Annotated in this window: 19 protein-coding genes and 1 pseudogene; 3 read left to right on the forward strand and 17 right to left on the reverse strand. The window is 64.9% G+C overall.

Going from position 1 to position 21,656, the window contains the following annotated elements:
• Together BLR29_RS30240 and BLR29_RS30245 are read right to left on the reverse strand one after the other, a co-directional pair.
• Window positions 1–550, reverse strand: a pseudogene (locus BLR29_RS30240) (GntP family permease); the annotation flags it as partial.
• Between the two features lie 227 nt (window positions 551–777).
• Entirely contained in the window at window positions 778–1,176 is a 399-nt protein-coding gene (locus BLR29_RS30245; protein WP_092143348.1) for a tautomerase family protein, read from the reverse strand.
• Between the two features lie 176 nt (window positions 1,177–1,352).
• Between BLR29_RS30245 and BLR29_RS30250 the strand changes: the two genes are divergently transcribed.
• Both BLR29_RS30250 and BLR29_RS30255 read left to right on the forward strand, forming a co-directional pair.
• The gene (locus tag BLR29_RS30250) at window positions 1,353–2,246 is read left to right on the forward strand and encodes a LysR family transcriptional regulator (protein WP_092143351.1); all 894 of its coding nucleotides are present in this window, start codon (window positions 1,353–1,355) and stop codon (window positions 2,244–2,246) included.
• A 216-nt stretch (window positions 2,247–2,462) separates the two neighbouring features.
• On the forward strand, window positions 2,463–4,532 hold the full coding sequence (locus tag BLR29_RS30255) for a TonB-dependent receptor (protein WP_255371523.1): 2,070 nt from the start codon (window positions 2,463–2,465) through the stop codon (window positions 4,530–4,532).
• Window positions 4,533–4,681: 149 nt separating this feature from the next.
• Here the strand turns inward: BLR29_RS30255 and BLR29_RS30260 are convergent, their stop codons facing one another.
• From BLR29_RS30260 to BLR29_RS30280, 5 genes are all read right to left on the reverse strand, one after another.
• A complete protein-coding gene (locus BLR29_RS30260; RefSeq protein ID WP_092143357.1) occupies window positions 4,682–5,368 on the reverse strand; it encodes a Fe2+-dependent dioxygenase in 687 nt (228 codons plus the stop codon).
• A gap of 48 nt (window positions 5,369–5,416) precedes the next feature.
• Window positions 5,417–7,690, reverse strand: coding sequence for a TonB-dependent receptor (locus BLR29_RS30265; protein ID WP_092143360.1), 2,274 nt, complete (start codon window positions 7,688–7,690; stop codon window positions 5,417–5,419).
• A 347-nt stretch (window positions 7,691–8,037) separates the two neighbouring features.
• Entirely contained in the window at window positions 8,038–8,595 is a 558-nt protein-coding gene (locus BLR29_RS30270) for a tripartite tricarboxylate transporter substrate-binding protein (protein ID WP_255371524.1), read from the reverse strand.
• A 501-nt stretch (window positions 8,596–9,096) separates the two neighbouring features.
• On the reverse strand, window positions 9,097–9,558 hold the full coding sequence (locus tag BLR29_RS30275) for a DUF2147 domain-containing protein (RefSeq protein ID WP_092143445.1): 462 nt from the start codon (window positions 9,556–9,558) through the stop codon (window positions 9,097–9,099).
• A gap of 290 nt (window positions 9,559–9,848) precedes the next feature.
• Window positions 9,849–10,106: a hypothetical protein gene (locus BLR29_RS30280; RefSeq protein WP_092143363.1), complete on the reverse strand. Its 258-nt coding sequence runs from the start codon at window positions 10,104–10,106 to the stop codon at window positions 9,849–9,851.
• Between the two features lie 1,290 nt (window positions 10,107–11,396).
• Here BLR29_RS30280 and BLR29_RS30295 point away from each other — a divergent pair.
• On the forward strand, window positions 11,397–11,957 hold the full coding sequence (locus tag BLR29_RS30295; protein WP_092143372.1) for a histone H1-like DNA-binding protein: 561 nt from the start codon (window positions 11,397–11,399) through the stop codon (window positions 11,955–11,957).
• Between the two features lie 212 nt (window positions 11,958–12,169).
• Here the strand turns inward: BLR29_RS30295 and BLR29_RS30300 are convergent, their stop codons facing one another.
• The 10 genes from BLR29_RS30300 to BLR29_RS30345 all read right to left on the reverse strand — a co-directional run bounded on the left by BLR29_RS30300 (window position 12,170) and on the right by BLR29_RS30345 (window position 21,505).
• Entirely contained in the window at window positions 12,170–12,637 is a 468-nt protein-coding gene (locus BLR29_RS30300) for an outer membrane lipoprotein (protein ID WP_092143375.1), read from the reverse strand.
• A gap of 61 nt (window positions 12,638–12,698) precedes the next feature.
• Complete coding sequence (locus tag BLR29_RS30305; RefSeq protein WP_092143377.1) at window positions 12,699–13,646, reverse strand: carbohydrate kinase family protein; 948 nt, start codon at window positions 13,644–13,646, stop codon at window positions 12,699–12,701.
• A 91-nt stretch (window positions 13,647–13,737) separates the two neighbouring features.
• Window positions 13,738–14,238: a thiol peroxidase gene (tpx, locus tag BLR29_RS30310; protein ID WP_092143380.1), complete on the reverse strand. Its 501-nt coding sequence runs from the start codon at window positions 14,236–14,238 to the stop codon at window positions 13,738–13,740.
• Window positions 14,239–14,317: 79 nt separating this feature from the next.
• Window positions 14,318–16,276, reverse strand: a complete 1,959-nt coding sequence (locus BLR29_RS30315) for a DUF3426 domain-containing protein (protein ID WP_092143383.1) — start codon at window positions 16,274–16,276, stop codon at window positions 14,318–14,320.
• A 9-nt stretch (window positions 16,277–16,285) separates the two neighbouring features.
• On the reverse strand, window positions 16,286–17,209 hold the full coding sequence (gene prmA / locus BLR29_RS30320) for a 50S ribosomal protein L11 methyltransferase (protein WP_092143386.1): 924 nt from the start codon (window positions 17,207–17,209) through the stop codon (window positions 16,286–16,288).
• Window positions 17,210–17,249: 40 nt separating this feature from the next.
• Window positions 17,250–18,617, reverse strand: a complete 1,368-nt coding sequence (accC, locus tag BLR29_RS30325) for an acetyl-CoA carboxylase biotin carboxylase subunit (RefSeq protein WP_092143389.1) — start codon at window positions 18,615–18,617, stop codon at window positions 17,250–17,252.
• Window positions 18,618–18,845: 228 nt separating this feature from the next.
• Entirely contained in the window at window positions 18,846–19,301 is a 456-nt protein-coding gene (accB, locus tag BLR29_RS30330) for an acetyl-CoA carboxylase biotin carboxyl carrier protein (RefSeq protein WP_092143392.1), read from the reverse strand.
• Between the two features lie 165 nt (window positions 19,302–19,466).
• Window positions 19,467–19,955: a type II 3-dehydroquinate dehydratase gene (gene aroQ, locus BLR29_RS30335; RefSeq protein ID WP_176861105.1), complete on the reverse strand. Its 489-nt coding sequence runs from the start codon at window positions 19,953–19,955 to the stop codon at window positions 19,467–19,469.
• Between the two features lie 228 nt (window positions 19,956–20,183).
• Window positions 20,184–20,738: a TlpA family protein disulfide reductase gene (locus tag BLR29_RS30340; RefSeq protein ID WP_092143398.1), complete on the reverse strand. Its 555-nt coding sequence runs from the start codon at window positions 20,736–20,738 to the stop codon at window positions 20,184–20,186.
• Between the two features lie 74 nt (window positions 20,739–20,812).
• Window positions 20,813–21,505, reverse strand: a complete 693-nt coding sequence (locus tag BLR29_RS30345) for a UDP-N-acetylmuramate--alanine ligase (protein WP_092143401.1) — start codon at window positions 21,503–21,505, stop codon at window positions 20,813–20,815.
• Between the last annotated feature and the right edge of the window lie 151 nt (window positions 21,506–21,656).

A 21,656-nucleotide genomic window follows, 5' to 3' on the forward strand; every position in this document is an offset into this window, starting at 1 on the left:
CGCCCAGCGCCGGCGCGGCCCACGAGGTGGTCTTGAAGAAGGTGGTGGGGATGATGTTCTGGATCTGCGGGGTGCCCGGCAGCGAGTCCATCGTGAACGAGAACGCGCCCAGCGCGATGGCGCCCGGCATCAGGCGCTTGGGGATGTTGCTCTGGCGATAGAGTTCGGCGGCAAACGGATAGACCGCGAACACCACCACGAACAGGGACACGCCGCCGTAGGTGAGCAGCGCGCAGACCGCGACGATGACCGCATTGGCGCGCGAGCGGCCGATGTAGCGGATGGCGGCGGCGACGATCGACTCGGAAAAGCCCGAGAGCTCGATGACCTTGCCGAAGACGGCGCCGAGCAGGAACACGGGGAAATAGAGCTTCACGAAGCCGACCATCTTCTCCATGAAGATGCCGGAGAACACCGGGGCGACGGCCGAGGGATCGGTGAGCAGCACGGCGCCGAGCGCGGCGATCGGCGCGAACAGGATCACGCTGAGTCCGCGATAGGCGGCAAACATCAGGAACGCCAGCGCGGCGAGCACGACAACAAAAGACATGAGGTCTCCTATGACGCAAACGATCGGCGCGCCGCGCAGGGCGGCCGCCGATCTTGTAACCGCGCTGACGACGACGGGCGCGGCAAGGCGGATGAGCCGCCGACTTTGCCATAGGTTCCGGGCATCGCGCATTGGGGTAGCGCAAGGACGCGACGCCTCGAATGCGTTCCTGCGCCTGCCCGGAAGACACGCGATGACATATCGCGATGACATTCCCGCAAAGACATTCACCGATGCTGGTGACGAAACTCCTGCGTCTGCCCGCCATAGCCATAGGCGGCCGCACGCGCATCGATGACGTAGATATATGACACGGTATTCACATCGCCGATGACCTCTGACAGCGCAGCGAAGGCTTCCTTCAGAAACTGTGCCTTCTCCGCCTTGGTATTAGTCTCGTCGGTCACGCTGATATCAAGCTGGAACGCATTGCGCCCGGTGGTGTGCTCGGACAGCGGCTTGCCGGCGATGATCCATTGCTCGCGCGGCACATATTCCACGACGGTGGCGATCAAATTGGCGTCCTTGCCCAGGACGCGTTGCGTGAGTTCGGCCACGGTGGCGGCGGCGCGGCGGGTCAGTTCGGCATCGGGCCGACCGGAGATCTGCAGGGCGATGTGGGGCATGACGGGCTCCTTGATGACTGGAAGTTGTGGAACATGTTTGTGCTGCGGTGATGTCATCGTAGTGCCCGGTCTTGCATCGGAAAAGCGGGAATTTGCGATACTATCCATCGGAAATACCGGATCATCTGTATCACGGTGCCGGGCATCCTGTTGGAAGACCAGACGCGGAGCATGTCATGCGTGGATTCGAGACCGATCAGCTGAAAACCTTTGTCACGGTGGCGGACAGTGGCAGTCTGTCCGCGGCGGCGCCTCGCCTGTTCCTGTCGCAGTCTTCCGTCAGCGAACAGTTGCGCAAGCTGGAGGAGCGCGCCGGTGTGCCATTGCTCACGCGTGGCAAGAAGGGCGCCGCCGTGACGCCTGCCGGGGCGCGGTTGCTGGAATACGCGCGGCGCATCCTGACGCTCAATGAACTGGCGATGCAGGAGCTGCGCGGGCGGTCGCTGAATGGCGAGCTGCGGCTGGCCGTGACCGACTACTTTCGCCCGGGAGAGATCGCCGGCATGTTGCGCCGGCTGCGCGACCGCTATCCGTACCTGAAGCTGCACGTCACGGTCATGAAGAGCGCCGCCATCGAGGCGTCTGCGGAACTCGACGCCTTTGATATCGGCGTCAGCATGCGGCTGCTGGGTGTACGCGCAGGCGACAAGGCCGGTCGATCGGAAAGGACGGCCGGGACGGTGCTGCGGCGGGAGGAACTGGCGTGGGTGGCCGCGCCGGAGATGGCCGATGCACCAGCGTCTGCGCTGCCATTGGTGCTCTTGCCCGATACCTGCTCCATGCATCAGTTCGTGGTGCAACTGTTGATGCGCAGGAAGCGCGAATTCGAGATTGCGCATTCGGCATCGGGCGTGGCTGGCTTGCATCTGGCGCTGGCGGCGGGGCTGGGAATTTCGTGCCTCAATGCGTCGGCGGTCGGGCCGGGGGTGGCCCCGCTGGATGCCGCGGCGATTACGCGCTGGCGTCTGCCCGCGCTGCCGACGGCCGAGTTTTACCTGCTGCCCGCGCGCCCCGGCGAATCCGAATTCCTCGAGCAGGCGCGGCAGGCCCTGGCCGAGCAGTTTGGCTAAACCCTGACTCTGAAAAACTCCGAGTAATCGGGTGACGATTTTTGCGGCTTATTTACCACTTTCAGCCAATATCCCTCGGCTGGGACGAGGATAAAGACGTGATGATTTGACCGCTCATGGCCCAGTAAATGATAATGCGTCGCGTTTGCACAAGATCATTACAACGCATTACAGGGAAAAATGAGCCAAAAGCCACACGCTGTGCGGACTGCCGTCATGGCATTGTTCGCCGCCCAAGCCTTGCCTGCCGGCATCGCCTACGCCCAGACCACGCCGCAGGATCTCCCGGCGGTAACCGTCAAGGCGGATATCAGTCGCGAACTCGGCGACGGTTACAACCCGCCCAACGCGGTCAGTGCGACCAAGACTGAAGCGCCGCTGCGCGATATTCCGCAGACCGTCAACGTGGTGACCAACGAGGTCATGCGTGACCAGCATGCCAATTCATTGCAGGACGCGCTGAAGAACGTGCCGGGCGTCTCCTTTTCCACCGGCGACGGGCAGCGAGACCAGGTGTCGATCCGAGGTTTCACGGCGATCGCCGACCAGTTTGTCGATGGTATTCGCGATGACGCGCTGTATTTCCGCGACCTGTCCAACGTGGATCGCGTGGAGGTCATCAAGGGTCCGGCCGCCGTACTGTATGGCCGTGGCTCCTCGGGCGGCCTGATCAACCGGGTGACCAGGAAGCCGGGCATCGACGTGGCCGATTTCAGCTTCAGCTACGGGTCCTGGGCGGACAAGCGCGCGGAGGTCGACGTGGGCAAGGTTCTTGGCAACGGTGCCGCCGCCTTCCGCGTGACCGGTGCCCTGGAGGATGCCGACAGCTACCGTTCCCAGCAATTCCTGCGCCGCTCGACCATCGCGCCGTCGGCGGAATTCCGTCTGGCCCCGCAGACCACGGTGCTGCTGCAGATGGACTACCTGGAAGACAAGCGTGTCACCGACTTCGGCATCCCGGCCTACAAGGGCCGCCCGGTCAACGTGCCCGCTTCCACGTACTACGGCGCGGCCAATGCGCGTGATGTCGATACCTCGGAGTCGCGCGTGTATTCCGGCACGGCGACGGTCAACCATCGCTTCAACGAGAACTGGTCGATCCGCAACGCCACGCGGTACTACCACTATTCGCTGAACCGCAACAACACACTGACGGGTTCGGTCAACGAGGCCGCGCAGACGGCGTCGTTCAACCGGTCCAACGTGTATCGGGAGGAACACGGCTGGTTCAACCAGACTGACCTGACCCAGAAGGCCACGTTGTTCGGCATGCAGCACGAACTGCTCTACGGCGTGGAAGTCGGCCAGCAGAACAAGGACCTGGTCAATTACTCGCGCAACAACGTCGCCACCGTCAATCTGTTCAACCCGGTGCTGCCCGTGCTGCCGCTGCTGGTCGGCGGCGCGCCGGCGGCCAACAACCTCGGCATCTTCAAGACGCTGGGCCTGTACACGCAGGACATGATGACGCTGACCGAGCACTGGAAGGCGCTGGTCGGCGTGCGGTACGACCGCTTCGAGCAGGAGACGATCGAGCGCCGGCCGGGGCAGCAGAATCTGTCGCGTACCGATAACACCTGGAGCCCGCGCGCGGGGCTGGTGTGGCAGCCGTCGAAGGCGCAGTCCTACTACGTGTCCTGGAGCCGCTCGTACCAGCCGTCCGGCGAGAACTTCTCGCTGGCCGCGAACAATGCGGAGCTGGAGCCCGAAACCACCAACAACGCCGAGGTGGGCGCCAAGTATGATTTCCTGGATGGCAAGGCCAGCACCACGGTGTCGGTATTCCGTCTGGAGCGCACCAATATCAAGGTGGCGAATGCCACTGGCACGGCGCTGATCCCGATTGGCGAGCAGCGCACCGATGGCGTGGAACTGACCGCCGCAGCCGAACTGGGTCAGGGCTGGAAGGTGCTGGCCGGCTATGCGTACCTCGATGCCGAAGTCACCAAGTCCTCCGCGGCCTTCCAGGGCAAGCGCGCGACGCTCACGCCGCGCCATGCCGGCAATGTGTGGCTGACCAAGTCGCTGGGCCACGGATTTGGCGTCGGCGGTGGCCTGAACCTGGTGGGCGCGCGGATGGCCGACCCGGCCAACACCGTGACGCTGCCGGGCTATGTGACGGCGGACATGATGGCCTGGTATCGTCGCGGACCGTTCGAGGCCCAGTTGAACTTCTACAACATCTTCAACCAAGGCTATATCGTGTCCGCGCACGGCTCCAACGCCAACCTGAACATGCCGGGTGCGCCGCGCAGCATGGTGGCCACGCTGCGGTATCGGATGTAACGGCGGAAGGGAAGGGCGCCATCCCCTGCGCAAGCACTATCCGGGGTGGCACCGCCGGCGTCACGACACTCCGGACGCAAATGACAAAACGGCCGGCGGAGCGATCCGTCGGCCGTTTCCGTTTTGCGGGGCGAGCAGGCTTGCAGGCCTCAGGTCTCGCTCCACTGCCGCAGCAGGTTGTGATAGCAACCCACCAGGCTGCGGCGCGCCCGATCGTCCGCATTGGTCTGGTTCAGCGTCTGGATGGCGTTGTCCATGTCGAACAACAACGCGCGCTGGCCGTCATCCCGAATCAGGCTCTGGATCCAGAAGAAGCTGGCCAGCCGGGTCCCGCGCGTGATGGGCGTGACCTGATGCAGGCTCGTGGCGGGGTAGATCACCATGTCGCCAGCCGCCAGCTTGACCGAATGCATGCCGTAGGTGTCTTCCACCTGCAGTTCGCCACCGTCATAGCTGGCCGGGTCGGACAGGAAGAGCGTCGCGGAAATGTCCGTGCGCAGCTTGCGGCCGTTGTGGGGATGGATGCGTACGCTGCCGTCCACATGGGCACCGAAGGTCATGCCTTCGCCGTAGCGGTTGAACATCGGCGGGTAGACGATGTTGGGCAGCGCGGCGCTAATAAATAGCGGGTTGCGTTCGAGCGCGGCCAGGATCAGGTGCTGGCATTGCACCGCCACGTCGGAGTGCTCGTCGATCTGCTGGTTGAACTTGACCGGCGCGCCGGAGTAGCCGGCCGTGACGCGGCCGTCCACCCAGGCGTCGCCAGCGTGCTCCAGCTGCTGAACCAATGCGGCCAGCTGTTCGGCGTTGAGAACCTTCGGAATACAGACAAGCATGGAGTTATCCTGAACGGGACCGCCGGCCAGCGGCGGCCCCGCCGGCGCTTACATGCGGTAGGTGACGGACAGCATGGCCGTGCGGCCCGTGCCCGGGACCGAACGACCGCCATCCGACTGGATCAGCGCATCGTAATACTTCTTGTCGAAGATGTTGAACAGGTTCAGGCGTACATCGTACTTCGGCTGATGGTAGGCGATCATGCCATCCCAGCGGACGAAGCCGCCCACCTGCACCGTATTCGTGTTGTTGGCGAAGCGCTCCGACATATAGAAGGCGCCGCCGCCGACTTCCCAGCTCGGCAGGATCGAGTAGCTGGTCCATGCGGTGGCCGTGTGCTTGGGCGTGTTGGTGGGTACCTTGCCCTGCGTGCCGGCAGCGATGCCGTTCTTGATCTCGGCGTCCAGGTACGTGTAGCCGGCGAATACCTGCCACTTGGACGTGATCCGGCCGGTGACACCGGCGCGGAAGCCGTCGACCTGGATCTTGCCGGTCAGTGCGTAGGTGGTGGCATCGATCTGGCTGCGGGCGTTGTCCTTGGTGATGCGGAAGAGTGCCGACGTCACCGACAGGTTTCCGTCCATCAGGTCCCACTTGGCGCCCGCTTCATACGCCTTGTTCTTTTCCGGATCCAGCGAGGTCTGCCCCACCGTGCCGACCAGTTGCTCCAGCGACGGGTTGAACGACGTGCCATACGACACGTAGTAGGACTGCTGCTCCGTCGGCTGCCAGATGCCACCCAGGCGCACGCTGGTGTAGTTGACGGTCTGGTCGGCATTCGCCAGCGCCGTGTTGCCACGGGTATTCGTCGAATTCACCGAGTTGGTGATGCTGGCGATGTAGCGGTCATAGCGCACGCCGGCCACCGCCTTCCATTGCTTGGTGAACTCGATCGAATCGTTGGCGTAGACGGCGATCGTGTTGGCCGAACCGCCCTGCAGGTTGCCCACGCTCGTCGGCACGTTGGCGGGCGAGTCGCGATACACCGGATCGACGACCGGCGTGCAGGCGACGTAGCCCGAGGTGCCGGCGGCGGCCGTAGCCGTCGCGGGCGGGTTCAGGGGCGTGTTGCCGCAACTGCCGTTCCGGTAGTAGTTCTGGTTGTTGTAGCCATCGTGGCCGAGCTCGACGCCTGTCAGCAGCGTGTGCTTGACCGGTCCCGTATCGAACTTCGCCGTCAGCTCGGTCTGGTTGAAGATCGAGTAGTCGCGGATGTTGCGATCGTGGCTCTGCTGGCGCACAAAGAGCTGCGACAGCGGCAGGTTGGTCGTCGTCAGCGGCGTGAAGGCCCCTGCGGCGTTGACCGACCCCACGGCGTTCGGCGCAGTCTCCCGGGCATTCGTTTCCACATAGTTGAATGCGGTCTGGTTGCGCAGACGCAGGTTGGGCGAGAACTTGTGGTCGACGCCGGCCGACAGCGAAGCGATGTTCTGGCGCGTGCGGTCATTGTTGAAACCGTAGAACGTGTTGCGGTCGACATTGACCGGGTGGCCGTTGATGGCCGGCAGGCCGTAATCGGGCGAGTCTTCGTTGTGCTGGAGCAACGCGGACAACGTGATCTCGGTGGAGGTGCCGATGCCATAGCGCCACGACGGCGCGATGCCGAAGTCCTGCACCTGCATCTCGTCGCGCGTGCTCGGCTTGCCGTCTTGCGCCATGGCGGAAATGCGGAACGCCGAGGTGTCGCCGGTGGGCGTGTTGACGTCGGCGGTCGCGCGCACGAGGCCGTTGGTCGTCACGGAACCGGTGACTTCCGTGGCGGCCTTGAGCGACGGCTTCTTGCTGACCTGGTTGATCACGCCGCCGGTGGAGCCGCGGCCGAACAGCATCGACGACGGGCCCATCAGCACTTCCACCTGGTCCAGCGCAAAGGTGTCGCGGTAGTACTGGCCGCGGTCGCGGAAGCCGTCGAGGTAGATGTCGGTGCGCGCGGAGAAACCGTTCAAGTTGATGTTGTTGCCGATCTGCCCGCCTTCGGCGCCGCCGATCGTGATGCCGGGTACGTTGCGCAATGCATCGGCGAGCGAACTCACGCCCTGTGACGTCATCAAAGCCTTGTTCACGATGGTCACGGACTGCGGCACGTCGCGCAGGTCGGCCGGCAGCTTGGACAACTGACTGCCACTCGAGTTGAAGTCCTCGCGTGATGCCGAGCCCTGGACCGTGATCTCGCGCAGCGTGGGCGGAGCGGCCTCCGCAGACGTGGCAACAGGCGTGGCAGGCGGCGTCGCGGACTGCGGAGCAGGTGCCTGCTGGGAGAAGGCTGCGGGGGCTGCAAACAGTGCCACCAGCGCGGTGGCCACGGGGGTGCGGCGAATCATTGTCAGGTCCAGTTCGCCCCTCGTGAGACGGGCCCGATCCGTCCTCTGCCGCCGGACGCGAAGCGATGCGCGGTCCGACGTGTGTGAGGGGCATGCATATGGCGGGCGTGCCGGAATATAAATGCGAACGATTCGTGTTGCAATTCGCGTTGCGCGCCCAACACAGACAGCATATGACCGCATTGAATGTTTCAATGCTCACACATGTGAAGTAATAAACAGCCTATTAAGGCGCTTTGCATCTGAGTGCTGACCACATTGATACCAAATCGGCACAAAAAAGGCCTGCACGTCGCGGGCCGCCTTCCATACATTTGGTCACCCGGCAGGGTGGCCTCATCCAAAATTCATCCTTTTTTATCCTTAATCGGCCGCCACGCTTGCATTCCTTGCGATATGGCCGAGGCGCTCGCGCCCGGAATTGAGGAATGCCACAAAGCCCTCCACGGAGCCGCGGCCGGCTCGATGCCGTTCGGCACCAGGTGATCACGGACCTCCTGCGTCTGCGTGCCGGCAGAGAGTTCAGCGTTCAGCTTCCTGATGGTCGCCGCGTCGGTGCCCTTGGGCGCGAAGATGCGGACTTCGGGCATACGCTGATCCGCGATGGTGGGGATGTTGGGAGCGGCCGTCATGCGCCAGTCCCACGTGGCACTCGGTGCCTTGAGTTGGCCCGCCTTGATCTCCGGCGGCACCACGACGCTTGCTTCAGAGGTTGCTGCCACCTGACCACCGATCACTGCGGTGATGCTCTCCGATCCGCTCTTGTCAGGCACCACGAACTGTTGCGCGCCTTTCTCCTTGAGCATCTCTTCGACGAAGTGTGGCGTGCGGCCGCTGCCGGCGATGGCAAACCGCGCACCAACTTGCTTCGTCGAGTACTCGATCAGTTCCTTGAGGTTGCTCATCGGCAACGACGGCGGCGCGACGAGAGCGTTGGCGCCGCTCGGGCATGAATGGCACGACGAACTTGGTCACTTGATTCCACCAGGCGTCGGCAGCATGCGCCGTGGCAGTGAGCGGGGAGGGTGGCGAGTGCGATGGCCAGCGCGTGGCCGCGACGGAACGCGCGCATGCTTGTCTCCCGCATCTATTGTGAGAAGACGCGAAACCGATCTTGCCGACGGCAGCTGTCAAGTTTCTGAAACGGGATGGTGCAGCGGAGCTGGCGCCTGGCGGTCCACCGCAGATGGTTGCCGGCGCCCGCATTGCTGGATTGGACCGCAAGCGTCGCGCCTCTCCGAAAGGAGCGGGAGCCGACGAGCTACGCAACCACAAGCGTTTGTCGCGCCCCACGACTTCTCCGCACGAGCTGTGCGGAAATCCGGCTGGGAGAGCGTGCCGTGCCGGCCGGTTCGGTTGCGCTCGCGGCCAGTCACAACAGCGTCGTCACCCAAACAGATGACCTATCAACGATCGCGTTCCCAGGTCTGCGTACGACCGATCAGGCTGATGCCGATGAAGCCGCGCACGTTGAGCTTTTTGCCATCATCGGCCAGCGACATCTTGCACTTGTAGAGCTTGCCGCTCTCCGGATCCAGGATCTCGCCGCCGCTCCATTCGTTGTCGCCGGTCTTGCGCAGCCCGGTGAGCAGCGTCATGCCGATGATCGGCTGGTCCTTGCGAGCGTCGGTGCATTTGTCGCAGACCTTGGCCGGGCCTTCGGTCTCGGTCAGGCTCTTCAGGAGCTTGCCACTGTAGACACCGTTCTTCTCGGTGATCTCGATCACGCCGCGCGGCTTGCCGGTGCTGTCGTCAATCGTCTTCCACATGCCCGCAGGCGACGCTTCTGCGAAGGCGACGGCACTGACGGCGAAGGCGGCCGCGAACACGGTCGCGCGCAGCAGGGTTCGGGGGGCGGTAATGCGCATGGAGCTCTCCAGTTCAGTGTCGCGATGGCAGGCTAGCCATTCGCGGCGCGTGTCTTGCCGGGCGGTGCGATCGCGACGTGCCTGGCGCGCGATGGCGGCAGGCATGTCGCGTGGCGTCCGGATGTTTGCGAGGCGATGTCTCGCCCATCGATCGGCATTGGCGGCGCGCGATGCCAATCTACTGGCGGGCGCACCGCGCTGCAATCTCCAACACCCGTTTGCGCACGCACCAGCCGGTACTGTACCGCGTGCCGCATTCGCCCGCGTGGCGCCGGTTTGCGGGGATTTTGTCATGCAGCATTTCGCACCTGTAACGAGACCCCGAAGCAATCCTCTAGCGGAACGGCGACTGGCGTGTCGGCACCACAGTCGACGAACATCGCGTCACAGTCGAGGCGGAGCGGGCCGGCATCGGAGGCGCTGTCGTTGCCGACCACACACCGGTTGTCGGCGCGCATCCGACAGGTGAGGGTCGAATGGCGGTCGCCAGGCATCCGCTGCATCGGTGAGAACCCCAAGCCGACGATTCTGACGAGGTCGTGGTGCATCCGATGTCGACGGATCTCGATGTGCGACTGGCGCGTGTGGTCACACGCGTGGGAGATCGCGGCGACCACCCCGAGGCAACGTCGTCATCGACGCCGAACAGACGCGCGTGCATCGAGATGACGACCATCGCGACGTCGATCGACGTCGCGAATCGTGTCGAAGTTGGTCGATGCTGAGGGCGCGTTGTGACAAACCGTTGCGTTGACGCATCACTCTTTCGTCGCACTCGCGCAACTGTCTGATCGACGCACGCGGACAACATCGCAACACACGCGTCGTCATCGGCGATGCGCGTTCGTCGTCGTGCGTGAGCGGTGCGTGATGGCAGTGCGAGATGCCGCCCCGATGCGTGCGCGTGGTCTCGCACGAAAGCAGCGTCACAACCGCGCGTGACAATGACGACTGCCGCGAAAGCCACGATACATGCGGGTTTCCGGGAGACGGATGTGCGCGCGATCGTGTGCGGCGGCGGTGCGCGAGACGTGCGTCGCGTGTGCCGCCGATGGTCGTGAAGAGGGGCGTGAATGCGTGTTGCCGAAGGGCGCGCGACCGCATCGAAACATGATGCGAAGCACCTCGCGATGGAGCTTCGACGGACGTGAGAATGTCGACGTGGAGGTGGGTGTCGATGGTGTTGTCATCGCGATGCGTGCGTGGAGTAGATCGACTCGCGCGCGCACGCAAGTTTTTTTGCACTTTTTTCTTAACATCATCGAACAAACGAATTATGATTCGCCTTGACAAGAGTCTCAGTTCATTGCATCGACGATTCGCAAGCAAGACGTCACGATGAGCGCGATGCTTCGATGCAGTGATTGGGGTAGCCGAGGAGCACCAGAACTTTGACGCAGACCGAGCCGAACCGGCTTCTTAAAACGCGTGCAGTCTCCTGTAGCCCAGTAACGGGATGGGCGAGCTACCTCCGAATGATTGCCGTCTGCCGTGCGCGAGGCCATGCCCGCACCGCAGGCCTGCTGTCTGATATCTCCTCTTTCCAGGTCGTGCGCCGACAAGACGGGCGGCGCGGGCCAATCGAATATTCCAGGGTGCGGCACGCCCCGGAAACCCGCCTGTGGGCTGGCTTTGCCGCCTGCGGGGGTGTTTCGCGCTGCCGCCTGCACACCGCGTATCGCGGTGTCCCTGCCACCGAATTCATTAGCGTGCGGACGAGGTTGTGCCGTGCGCCGATGAATCGCTCGCTCGACTGGGGTCATGCGGTATCGCACCTCGGGTCGGTCGGGTCGCCAACTTAGGTCATTCGATATTTCACGTTAGTGAAGGAGTTATCCATGGCAACTGCTGCAAAGAAAAAGCCGGCGGCTAAGAAAGCCGCCAAGCCGGCCGCCAAGAAGGCTGCTGTGAAGAAGGTCGCCGCCAAGAAGGCTGCTCCGGCCGCCAAGAAGGCTGCTGCCAAGAAGGTCGCCACCAAGAAGGTAGCTGCCAAGAAGGTAGCCGCCAAGAAGGCACCGGCCAAGAAGGCTGCTGTGAAGAAGGTAGCTGCCAAGAAGGTTGCAACCAAGAAGGTTGCCGCCAAGAAGGCAGCACCGGCCAAGAAGGCCGCGGTGAAGAAGGTTGCAGCCAAGAAGGCCCCGGCCAAGAAGGCCGCTGCCAAGAAGGTTGTAGCCAAGAAGGCTGCACCGGCCAAGAAGGCTGCTGCCAAGAAGGCCGCACCGGCCAAGAAGGCTGCCGCCAAGAAGCCGGCTGCGAAGAAGGCTGCTGCGAAGAAGCCGGCTGCCAAGAAGGCTGCCGCCAAGCCTGCCGCTGCGCCTGCCGTTGCGCCTGCTGCTGCTGCCAAGACTGCGCTGAACCCGGCTGCAGCCTGGCCGTTCCCGACGGGCAACCGTCCGTAATCGCTTCGCCTCGTGCGAACGATCACAACCGGGAATCGCCAGGGCACGCATCGCGTGCCGCACTGACCGGATACGCTGTATCCGGTCCGCAAGACGCCAGTCTTGCCGACCCGCCGATGGCATCTGCCCGGCGGGTTTTTTATTGCCCGCGCCCAAAGAAAAACGCCGCGGCCTGGTGGCACGCGGCGTTCGTCCGGAAGCGGTTCGGCGGTTCAGTGGGTGACGCGGGTCACGCCTCCCGATGACAGCAGACGCACGCGCTCGCCGGGGCGGAATGCCTCATCGGCTTCCTGCGTAATCGCGCGCATTTCGCCGTTGTCCAGGCGCACGGTGATCTCCAGCCCGCGGCGCTGCTGGATGCGATTCTCGGCCGCGCTGCCGGCAATGCCACCCAGCACGGCGCCCAGCAGGCCCGCCGCGACGGCACCGTTGCCGCCACCGATCGTGCTGCCCGCCGCGATGCCGCCGATCGCGCCGCCGGCCAGCGTACCCGCGCCGGACTGGCCGCCCTGGATCAGGACCTCTCGTACGCCTTCGACCACGCCATAGCGCACGGTCTGCTCGCGCTGTGCCTGGCCTGTGGTGTACACGCTGTTGGAACTTGACTGGCTGGCGCAGCCGGCGACCAGCGTTGTTGCGGTCAGCAAGGCGATTCCGCCGATACGAAGAATGTTATTCATGACTTCTCCCGTAAAGAATCCGTACGCCAGCGGTGCTGGTGCGTGACGCACCAGATCCATCTTACGCGTAGCGGTACCCGAATGCGGACTGGAAGCGATTGCCGATCTCTTCGCGCGAGAGCCAGTGGTTCTGCGGACCTTGCTGCGCGATCTTGACGGCGCCCATCAGCGAGGCGAGACGGCCGGTGGTTTCCCAGTCCAACCCGTTTTCGATGCCGTAGAGCAGGCCACCCCGGAAGGCGTCGCCGCAGCCGGTGGGGTCCACGACCCGTTCGGCAGGCACCGCGGGGATGGCATATTGCTGGCCATCGGCAAAGATGCTGGCGCCGCGCTCGCCGTGCGTCACGATGAACGCGCGGACCTTGGCGGCCACCTCGGCGCTGGTCCAGGCCGTGCGGGACAGCAGGACCTGCGCTTCGTAGTCATTGACCGTCACGTAGCTGGCGAGTTCAATGAACTGCCGCAGGTCCTCGCCGTTGAACAGGGGCATGGCCTGGCCCAGGTCGAAGATAAACGGGATGTCCGCCTCGGCGAACTGCCGCGCATGGTGCAGCATCCCTTCGCGGCTGTCCGGCGCGACGATGCCCAGCGCAGGGCGGCTGCCGCTGGCCAGCGTGTCCTGCACGCTGTTTATCTGGGACTGGCTCATCGCGCCCGGGTGAAAGGCGGTGATCTGGTTGTTGTCCAGATCGGTGGTGATCATTGCCTGCGCCGTGAAGGCGTCGGCCAGCGTGCGGACGTACTCCGTGCCGATGCCGAGGTTGCGCAGGTACTGCAGGTAAGGCTCGGCATCCTGGCCTACCGTGGCCATGACGATCGGGTCGCCGCCCAGCATCTTGAGCGTGAAGGCGATGTTGCCCGCGCAACCACCAAACTCGCGGCGCATGCCGGGAACCAGGAACGAGACGTTCAGCATGTGAATCTGGTCCGGCAGGATGTGTTCGCGGAAGCGCCCGTCGAACGTCATGATGGTGTCGTAGGCGACGGAGCCACAGATCAGGCTGGCCATTCTCTCTCCAGGGGCCCGTTGTGCGGGCTGTAACAAAAACGATAAAAAATGCCGCCCGTGCATGACGGGCGGCGACAGCATGATGGCGCGCTTACTTCAGTGCGGCCAGTGCGGCTTCGTAGTTGGGTTCCTGCTTGATTTCGGCAACAAGCTCGCTGTACTTGACCGTGTCGTTTTCATCGACCACCACCACGGCACGCGCGCACACGCCGGCCAGCGGGCCGGTCTTGATATCCACGCCGTAGTTGTTCTTGAATTCGGCGCCGCGCATCGTCGACAGCGTGACGACATTGGCCAGGCCTTCGGCTGTGCAGAAGCGGCCCATCGCGAACGGCAGGTCGGCGGAAACGGTCAGCACGACGGTGTTGGCCAGGCCGCTGGCAGCTTCGTTGAACTTGCGTGCGGAGGCCTGGCAGACCGGGGTGTCCAGGCTCGGGACGATGTTGAGCACCTTGCGCTTGCCAGCGAAATCGCCCAGCTTGACGTCCTTCAGGTCCTTGCCCACGAGGGAAAAGTCCGGGGCCTTGTCGCCTGCCTTGGGAAACTTGCCACCAACTTCGATGGCGTTGCCGCCGAGGGTCACATTGCTCATGATCACTCCTGTTTGGGAAGGGAAATACGGCCTGCCGGCGGGACGTCAGTCCGACCGGCGCGGCGGGGGGCTTTGGAAATCAGGGGTAGAAAATCAGTACGCGGTAGTTGGCCGCTGCCTGCTGTGTCCGGAATCGTACCCGAACCGGCAGCTCGCTGCCCGCACGCAAGCCCATGGTGGCAAACGCGCGCTGTGCCGGCTCGAGGTACTCGCCCGGTTGCAGCACTCGCCGCAGCAGCAACTGGTCTTGCAGGTCCGTCATCACGAGCTCGATGGCGGGCAATGCGGTGGTGGCGCGGCCCTGATTGCGCATCGTGACGGCTAACTGGTAGACGTCGCCGGCCTCGTCCTGCTTCTGTAGCTGCGAGCTGTCGATGCGCAGCGCTTCCAGGTCGCGCCAGGGTGGCACGTCGCAGCCAAGCGGAGCGCAGGCGGCTTCAAGTACCGGACGCAGTACCGGCATGCTGCCGGCCAACTGGCTGCGGGCGAGGTAGGCGCCTTCCAGCAGCGCGCCCAGCGCGAGCACCACGACGGCGGCGCGTGCCCAGGTTCGGCCGCCTGGCAGGCTGACCTTCGCCTTGGGCGCGCGTGCCGGCTCGCGCTCACGCGAGTGGCGCAGGAAGTCCGGGGCGAAAACCGGGCCCGCCTGGGCATCGCGACGCAGCCAATGGCGAGTCGTGGTCTCGCGTGCGACGGCGTCCGGCGTGCCTTCGCGCAACGCGTCGCCGGCTTCGCCGGGAATCGACGCCAGCGGGTCATGCGTCCGCGCGAATTCTTCGGCGGGCGCGACCGTGGGGTCCGCTGCGCGCAGGTATTCGCTCGCGCTGCGCACCGGTTCGGTCGCGGGGAAGGGGTTCGGCGTGGGTAGCGATTCGGCCGATTCGGCTGTGGCGGCGAGGTCGTCAGCCGCATCCGCCACGTTGGCCGCCGCGCCGGACGACGCGCCCGCCGACGGCACCGGAGGCCACGTTGCCTTGGCGTTGTAGGCGCCTGCGGGAGGATGACTGGCCACTGGCGCTGCTGTTGTTGCCGAGGCCAGTGCGGCGGCAGGGGCCAGCGACGAATGCCCGGGCACGGAATCGCCAAACGCGGAATGGTCGAGCGCAGGCCACGGCACGGGCGGCGACATGGGCGCTTCATCGGCAGGTTCGGGCTGCGCTGGCGTCGAAGGTGCCGAGGACGGCTCGGCCGCGGCTTCGCTCGTTGGTGCGTCTTCTGTGACGCCGTCTTCCGGCGCCGCGCTCGCCTCCACGCCGGCAACATCGCCCGCAAATGCGGAGGCCGCTTCACGCGTCGGCTCAATCTCGGTTTCCGCCTGGGCCACGGCCTCGGCCACCGCTTCTGCCAGAGCTTCTGCCTCGGATTCCACTTCAGGATCGGCTTGGGCCCAGGACTCGGCTTCGCGGCCCGCGGTCGTCTCCGGATCCGGTTGAGGCGCGTCACTGGTCGCCGCGACAGGCACCGCTTCCCCGGCCTCCGCAACGGCTGCTGCAGCGTCGCTGCCTGGATCACTGTCCGGCGCGGCCCCGGCGGCCGCGGCTACATCGGCCTCCGCATCGCGCACCGGCCCGGCTTCCGCTTCCGCCTTGGCTTCGGCGGGCTCTGCCGCCGCATCCACTTCCGGCTCGACGTTATTGCCGGCTGGAGCGGTCTGCACAGGGACTTCAGCCCGCGTCTTGGCGGCCGCCTCGGCATCGGTATCCGACATCATCATCGTCGGCGAATCGAGGGCGGGCACATCGTAGCCCGGGTCATAACCCGGGTCGAACGGCGCTTCATTACTGCGCGTGCGCGCCGTGGCCTGCGACTGCTCGGCATGAGCCAGCGCGGCGGCCACGGTCACCGGTGCCCGTGAATCGGGCTTCGATGCGGGCGCGGCGGCCGGCACAGGCATTTCGATCAGATGTTCGCGGGCGTCAAAGACGGTGTCGCACTGGCCACAACGGACCAGGCCCTGGCGCAGCCGCAACTGGTCCGCGACAAGCCGGAACGCGGTGCGACAGGCCGGGCAGCGCGTGACGAGCTTGGCGGCGGCCATGATGTGGAATCAGGAACGGTTGGCGGAAGGGTCGGCGGAAGCGGGGCGCGTGCCGTGCAGGCAGACCCAGCCTTCCTCGCTGCGCCAGACCGACATCGCGATCCACGGCGCATAGGCGGCGGCCACTTCGTCGGCCTGCCGCTCCAGTACGCCCGACAGGATCAGACGGCCACCCGGGCGCACGCGCGCACTGAGCATCGCCGCCATCAGCTTGAGCGGATTGGAGAGAATATTGGCCACCACGAGGTCGTGGGTGGCATCCGAAACGGAATCCGGCAGGGCGAACGTGGCCGCCACGCGGTTGCGCTCAGCGTTGTAGCGCGAGGCCTCCACGGCATTGGGGTCGATGTCGATGCCGAGCGTGTCGCCCGCCCCGAGCTTCTTCGCCACGATGGCCAGGATGCCGGAGCCGCAGCCGTAGTCGAGCACGGTCTCGCCGGCGCGCACGTTCTGCTCCAGCCACTGCATGCACAGGCGGGTGGTCGGATGGCTGCCCGTGCCGAAAGCCAGGCCGGGGTCGAGCTCCAGCACCACGGCGTCCGGGTCCGGCGCATCGTGCCACGAAGGCACCACCCAAATGCGTTCACCGATGCGGATCGGTTCGAACTGGGACTGCGTCAGACGTACCCAGTCCTGGTCTTCCACGGCGCGCAGCTCGTAGGCCGGCACCGGGTCGACGTTGAGCGTGTTCGCGGCCGCGGCCACCACCAGCGCAGGATCGGTCTCTTCATCGAAGAGCGCCACCACGCGCGAACGGTTCCACGCCAGCCGCGTCGGCTCCAGCCCGGGCTCTCCGAACAACGGCTGCTCGTCAGGCGTATCGGCATCGGCATCCTCCACCGAGACCGACAGCGCGCCGAGGTCGAACAATGCGTCGGACCAGGCCTCGGCCTGATCCTGCGCAATTTCGATCACACATTCCTGGAAAGCCACGGGATTCCTTACAGCTTCATTGCCGGCCAGAGGCGCGGCCTCAGGCCTTTTCGCCCTTGGCCACGGCCTTCTGGGCCAGGCGGTGTTCAAGATAGTGGATGCTGGTGCCGCCTTCCACGAAATTGGCGTCCAGCATCAGGTCGCGGTGCAGCGGCACGTTGGTCAGGATGCCGTCCACCACCATCTCCGACAGCGCGATGCGCATGCGGGCGATGGCCTGGTCACGCGTGGCACCGTACGTGATGATCTTGCCGATCATCGAATCGTAGTTGGGCGGCACGAAGTAGCCATCATACGCGTGCGAGTCTACTCGTACGCCGGGGCCGCCGGGCATGTGCCAGGCGGTGATGCGGCCCGGCGACGGCGTGAACTTGAACGGGTCCTCGGCGTTGATCCGGCATTCGATGGCATGGCCGCGCAGCTCCACGTCCTTCTGGCGGAAGCGCAGCTTCTCGCCGTAGGCGATGCGGATCTGTTCCTGCACGATGTCGATGCCCGTGATCATCTCGGTGACCGGGTGCTCCACCTGCACGCGCGTGTTCATCTCGATGAAGTAGAACTCGTTGTTCTCGTACAGGAACTCGAACGTGCCGGCGCCACGGTAGCCGATCTTCTTGCAGGCCTCGGCGCAGCGGTCGCCGATGCGCTCGATCAGGCGGCGCGGGATGTGCGGTGCCGGCGCTTCCTCGATCACCTTCTGGTGGCGGCGCTGCATCGAGCAGTCGCGCTCGCCCAGCCAGATGGCTTGCTTGTGCTGGTCCGCCAGGATCTGGATTTCCACGTGACGCGGATTCTCCAGGAACTTCTCCATGTAGACCTCGGGGTTGCCGAAGGCCCGTCCCGCTTCTTCACGCGTCATGTTGACGGCGTTGATCAGCGCGGCTTCGGTGTGCACCACGCGCATGCCGCGGCCACCGCCGCCGCCGGCGGCCTTGATGATCACCGGATAGCCCACGCGGCGCGCGGTTGCCAGGATCTCCTTGGGGTCGTCGGGCAGGGCACCGTCGGAGCCCGGCACGCACGGCACGCCGGACTTGATCATCGACTGCTTGGCGGACACCTTGTCGCCCATCAGGCGGATGCTGTCGGAAGTCGGGCCGATGAAGACAAATCCGGACTTTTCCACGCGCTCCGCAAAGTCCGCGTTCTCGGACAGGAAGCCGTAGCCCGGGTGGATGGCCTGGGCGTCGGTCACCTCGGCGGCCGAGATGATCGCCGGCATGTTGAGATACGACAGCGGCGACGGAGCCGGGCCGATGCAGACGGCTTCGTCGGCCAGCTTGACGTACTTGGCTTCCTTGTCGGCTTCCGAGTACACCACCACGGTCTTGATGCCCAGCTCGCGGCAGGCGCGCTGGATGCGAAGGGCGATTTCACCGCGGTTCGCGATCAGAATTTTTTCAAACATGGTCTCTCTCTGCGAGAACAGGGGCGGGCCCGCGGGGTGCCGGCTTGGCACGTCGGGCACGCAGCCGGCTGCCTGGGGCGCCGGCGCTGGGCCGGTATTGCAACGCCGGGTGCCGCGTTGCGGCAGCCCGCGAAGGCATGGGAAGCATGGACCGGTTCCGGCCTGTGCCGGCCCTCGTGCGTGCCCGGGACGGGCGTTCGCTGCGGGGGCTCGGCAGGCCGGGCCGCATCAGCCGATCACGAACAGCGGTTGGCCGTATTCCACGGCCTGGCCGTTCTCGACGAGGATTTCCTTGATCACGCCGGCCTTGTCGCACTCGATTTCGTTGAGCAGCTTCATGGCTTCGATGATGCAGACGGTCTGGCCTTCCTTGACGGTATCGCCCACGTTGACGAACGGGGAGGCGCCCGGCGACGGGGCGCGATAGAAGGTGCCCACCATCGGCGACGTCACCACGTGGCCAGCCGGCAGCTGGGCGGCCTCGGGGACGACAGCGGCCGGGGCCATGCCGGCGGCCGGTGCGGCGGGCAGGGCCTGCATCTGCGGCATGACCATCGGGGCGGCCACGACCTGCGGGGGCGCCTTGACGATGCGCACCTTGCCGTCGCCCTCGGTCACTTCGAGTTCCGAGATGCCGGATTCGGCTACCAGGTCGATCAGCGTCTTAAGCTTGCGCAGGTCCATCTTCTTATCCTCCAGAATCGGGTTGTCCGGTCACCTTCCTATATGGACGGGACGGCGGCGGTGAGTCATTGAAAGGCCCGCCGCGCTGGCCGCGTCCGCCATCCACGGGCGGGCGCGGGCCCTCGCGGCGGGCTCCGTGCTGTCTTGGTTCTGTGTGCGGGCGATTCAGCCGCCCGGCGCTGCCTGCTCCTGTGCGAGCGCATATTCCAGCGCCAACAGGTACCCCTGCCAGCCCAGGCCGCAGATCACCCCGATCGCCTGATCGGAAAAATATGAGTGATGGCGGAACGGCTCGCGGCGATGCACGTTCGACAGGTGCACCTCGACAAAGGGGATTGCCACGCCGGCCAGCGCGTCACGTATCGCCACACTGGTGTGCGTGAAGGCAGCCGGATTGATGATGATGAGGTCCACCCCTTCGCCACGCGCCGCATGGATGCGATCCACGAGGACACCCTCGTGGTTGGACTGGAACGTGTCCAGTGCCAGGCTCGCTTCCGCTGCGCGTTTGGTCAGCGCTTCGTTGATATCGGCCAGCGTGGTGTGCCCGTACGTCTGCGGTTCCCGCGTGCCCAGCAAATTCAGGTTTGGCCCATGCAGGACCAGCACTTTCTTGTACCGCGCGGAGCGGGAAACGATCGGGGTTGAAGACACGGTGGCTCGACCAGTTCAACGAAATTGCGCGGAGATTACCGTAGCTTAGAGGGATTTGTCTAGCACGCGATACAAGCCCGCATGTCGGTCCGAAGGCATTTCAGATAAATCTCATGCCTCTTGGATCACAAATGCGATTTCGATGCGGGTTTGTGCGTACGTTGGGCGGAGATCGGGACAAATTGAATCAAATTCGATTCAATTCAACATCGATTTGCCCCTCGGCCCTCAGGCGCCTGGCAATGCGGCGCGCAGTTCGTCCGCGTGCACGCGGCCCATCTTGCGGTATTTCACCGAGCCGTCCGGGTTGATGACCACGGTATAGGGCAGCCCACCCTGCGTGTTGCCGAATCCGCGCGACAGTTCGGTGCCGGCAAAGCCGGCCACTGCCAGGGGGTAGGCCACCGGCACTTTCTGGAGGAACTGCTGGATGTTGCTGGCCGAATCGATGCCGATGCCGACGAATTGGACATTGCGGGATACGTATTCGCCATGCAGCGCCGTCAGCTCGGGCATTTCCTCGACGCAGGGACCGCACCAGGGTGCCCAGAAATTGACCACCAGGGTCTTGCCGCGGAATTTGGACAGGTCGAGCTCGGCGCCGGTGGGATCGGGCAGTTTTGCCTGGAAGAACGTCTCCACCGCCTGATCCGCCACAGGTTTGGGCGAGAAAACAAAATGGCTGGCAATGGCGCCGGCCGCGGCGGCGACCACGGCGATGACGAGCCAGAGGCCCAGACGGGTACGGCGGATCGGTGCGGAACCGGGTGCGGATGCGGTCATGTTCTGAGGGGTTCTATATATAAGAGGCGTATTCGGCAGGTTTGCGCCAGCACAGCGGCTTCTGGCAAGGGGCGTCAGGCTGCATCGTCAGGCTCGCCGGGTCCGGCGGCCAGCGCCCGGACAGCGTTCATGTCTGCGCGGGTGATCCGTCCGCTGGCATCGGCCTTGACTGCACCACGCTCGTCGTCCGCATCGTAAAGCGCCAAATGAATACCGACCGGCGATCCCAGTTCCGCGCGCACCTCGCCCGCCAGGAGCCGGGCCTCGCGGGCTGCCGGCCACTGGCCGCGCCACAGGAAGCTCAGCGTTTCGACCTCGCCGCGACCGGCAAAGTGCCGGGTTTCGGTGGTGTCGAAGTCCACACCGGCATTGAGCAGGTGCAGGGCGACGTCCTTGGGGCTGTCGCAGAAGCACTGCAGGTAGACATCGGAGTGCTCGGTCGCAGTGCCGTTCAGGACAGCGCCGACCAGATAGGGACGGAAGGCGGCCAGGTCTTCCATGGCCAGCAGGGCCAGACGCCGCAGCAGCGCAAGGATGCGCGGCTGGCTCTCGGCATGGAACAACGCCTGATAGGCGCGGACCTCTTCCTCGATCATGTCGTTGTCCGGCAGCCATTCGCCGGCCACGCGCACGTCCCCGAGCAACTGGCGCGCCGCCTTGCGCTTGGCAGTGGCGTAATCGGCGCCATCTTCGGCGATCATGCGGGCAGCAGCCTGGGCGATCTCCTCGCGCAGGCGGGTGGGGTCGGTGGCGATACGTCGGGACATGCCGCGATGATACCCGGATGGTCCGGCGCTGGCGCTGGCCGGCCCAGGGACCAAGAGTCGCACCCGATGCCGCACCGCCGCAACGTGCACTGACCGTCGGGTACAATCGAAAGCTCTTCCTGTCCCGGACGGCAGGCACCACGCGCCGGCC

It is taken from the genome of Cupriavidus sp. YR651 (genome assembly GCF_900101625.1).
Classification (GTDB): domain Bacteria; phylum Pseudomonadota; class Gammaproteobacteria; order Burkholderiales; family Burkholderiaceae; genus Cupriavidus.

What these genes read in the sequence shown, in the direction of transcription:
- BLR29_RS30340 (WP_092143398.1), bottom strand. Translation starts at nt 20,738, where the DNA reads ATGACCGCATCCGCACCCGGTTCCGCACCGATCCGCCGTACCCGTCTG.
- BLR29_RS30260 (WP_092143357.1), bottom strand. Translation starts at nt 5,368, where the DNA reads ATGCTTGTCTGTATTCCGAAGGTTCTCAACGCCGAACAGCTGGCCGCA.
- BLR29_RS30295 (WP_092143372.1), top strand. Translation starts at nt 11,397, where the DNA reads ATGGCAACTGCTGCAAAGAAAAAGCCGGCGGCTAAGAAAGCCGCCAAG.
- BLR29_RS30245 (WP_092143348.1), bottom strand. Translation starts at nt 1,176, where the DNA reads ATGCCCCACATCGCCCTGCAGATCTCCGGTCGGCCCGATGCCGAACTG.
- BLR29_RS30280 (WP_092143363.1), bottom strand. Translation starts at nt 10,106, where the DNA reads ATGCACCACGACCTCGTCAGAATCGTCGGCTTGGGGTTCTCACCGATG.
- accB (WP_092143392.1), bottom strand. Translation starts at nt 19,301, where the DNA reads ATGGACCTGCGCAAGCTTAAGACGCTGATCGACCTGGTAGCCGAATCC.
- accC (WP_092143389.1), bottom strand. Translation starts at nt 18,617, where the DNA reads ATGTTTGAAAAAATTCTGATCGCGAACCGCGGTGAAATCGCCCTTCGC.
- BLR29_RS30265 (WP_092143360.1), bottom strand. Translation starts at nt 7,690, where the DNA reads ATGATTCGCCGCACCCCCGTGGCCACCGCGCTGGTGGCACTGTTTGCA.
- BLR29_RS30255 (WP_255371523.1), top strand. Translation starts at nt 2,463, where the DNA reads ATGGCATTGTTCGCCGCCCAAGCCTTGCCTGCCGGCATCGCCTACGCC.
- BLR29_RS30250 (WP_092143351.1), top strand. Translation starts at nt 1,353, where the DNA reads ATGCGTGGATTCGAGACCGATCAGCTGAAAACCTTTGTCACGGTGGCG.
- tpx (WP_092143380.1), bottom strand. Translation starts at nt 14,238, where the DNA reads ATGAGCAATGTGACCCTCGGCGGCAACGCCATCGAAGTTGGTGGCAAG.
- BLR29_RS30270 (WP_255371524.1), bottom strand. Translation starts at nt 8,595, where the DNA reads ATGAGCAACCTCAAGGAACTGATCGAGTACTCGACGAAGCAAGTTGGT.
- BLR29_RS30345 (WP_092143401.1), bottom strand. Translation starts at nt 21,505, where the DNA reads ATGTCCCGACGTATCGCCACCGACCCCACCCGCCTGCGCGAGGAGATC.
- BLR29_RS30300 (WP_092143375.1), bottom strand. Translation starts at nt 12,637, where the DNA reads ATGAATAACATTCTTCGTATCGGCGGAATCGCCTTGCTGACCGCAACA.
- BLR29_RS30305 (WP_092143377.1), bottom strand. Translation starts at nt 13,646, where the DNA reads ATGGCCAGCCTGATCTGTGGCTCCGTCGCCTACGACACCATCATGACG.
- BLR29_RS30275 (WP_092143445.1), bottom strand. Translation starts at nt 9,558, where the DNA reads ATGCGCATTACCGCCCCCCGAACCCTGCTGCGCGCGACCGTGTTCGCG.
- BLR29_RS30315 (WP_092143383.1), bottom strand. Translation starts at nt 16,276, where the DNA reads ATGGCCGCCGCCAAGCTCGTCACGCGCTGCCCGGCCTGTCGCACCGCG.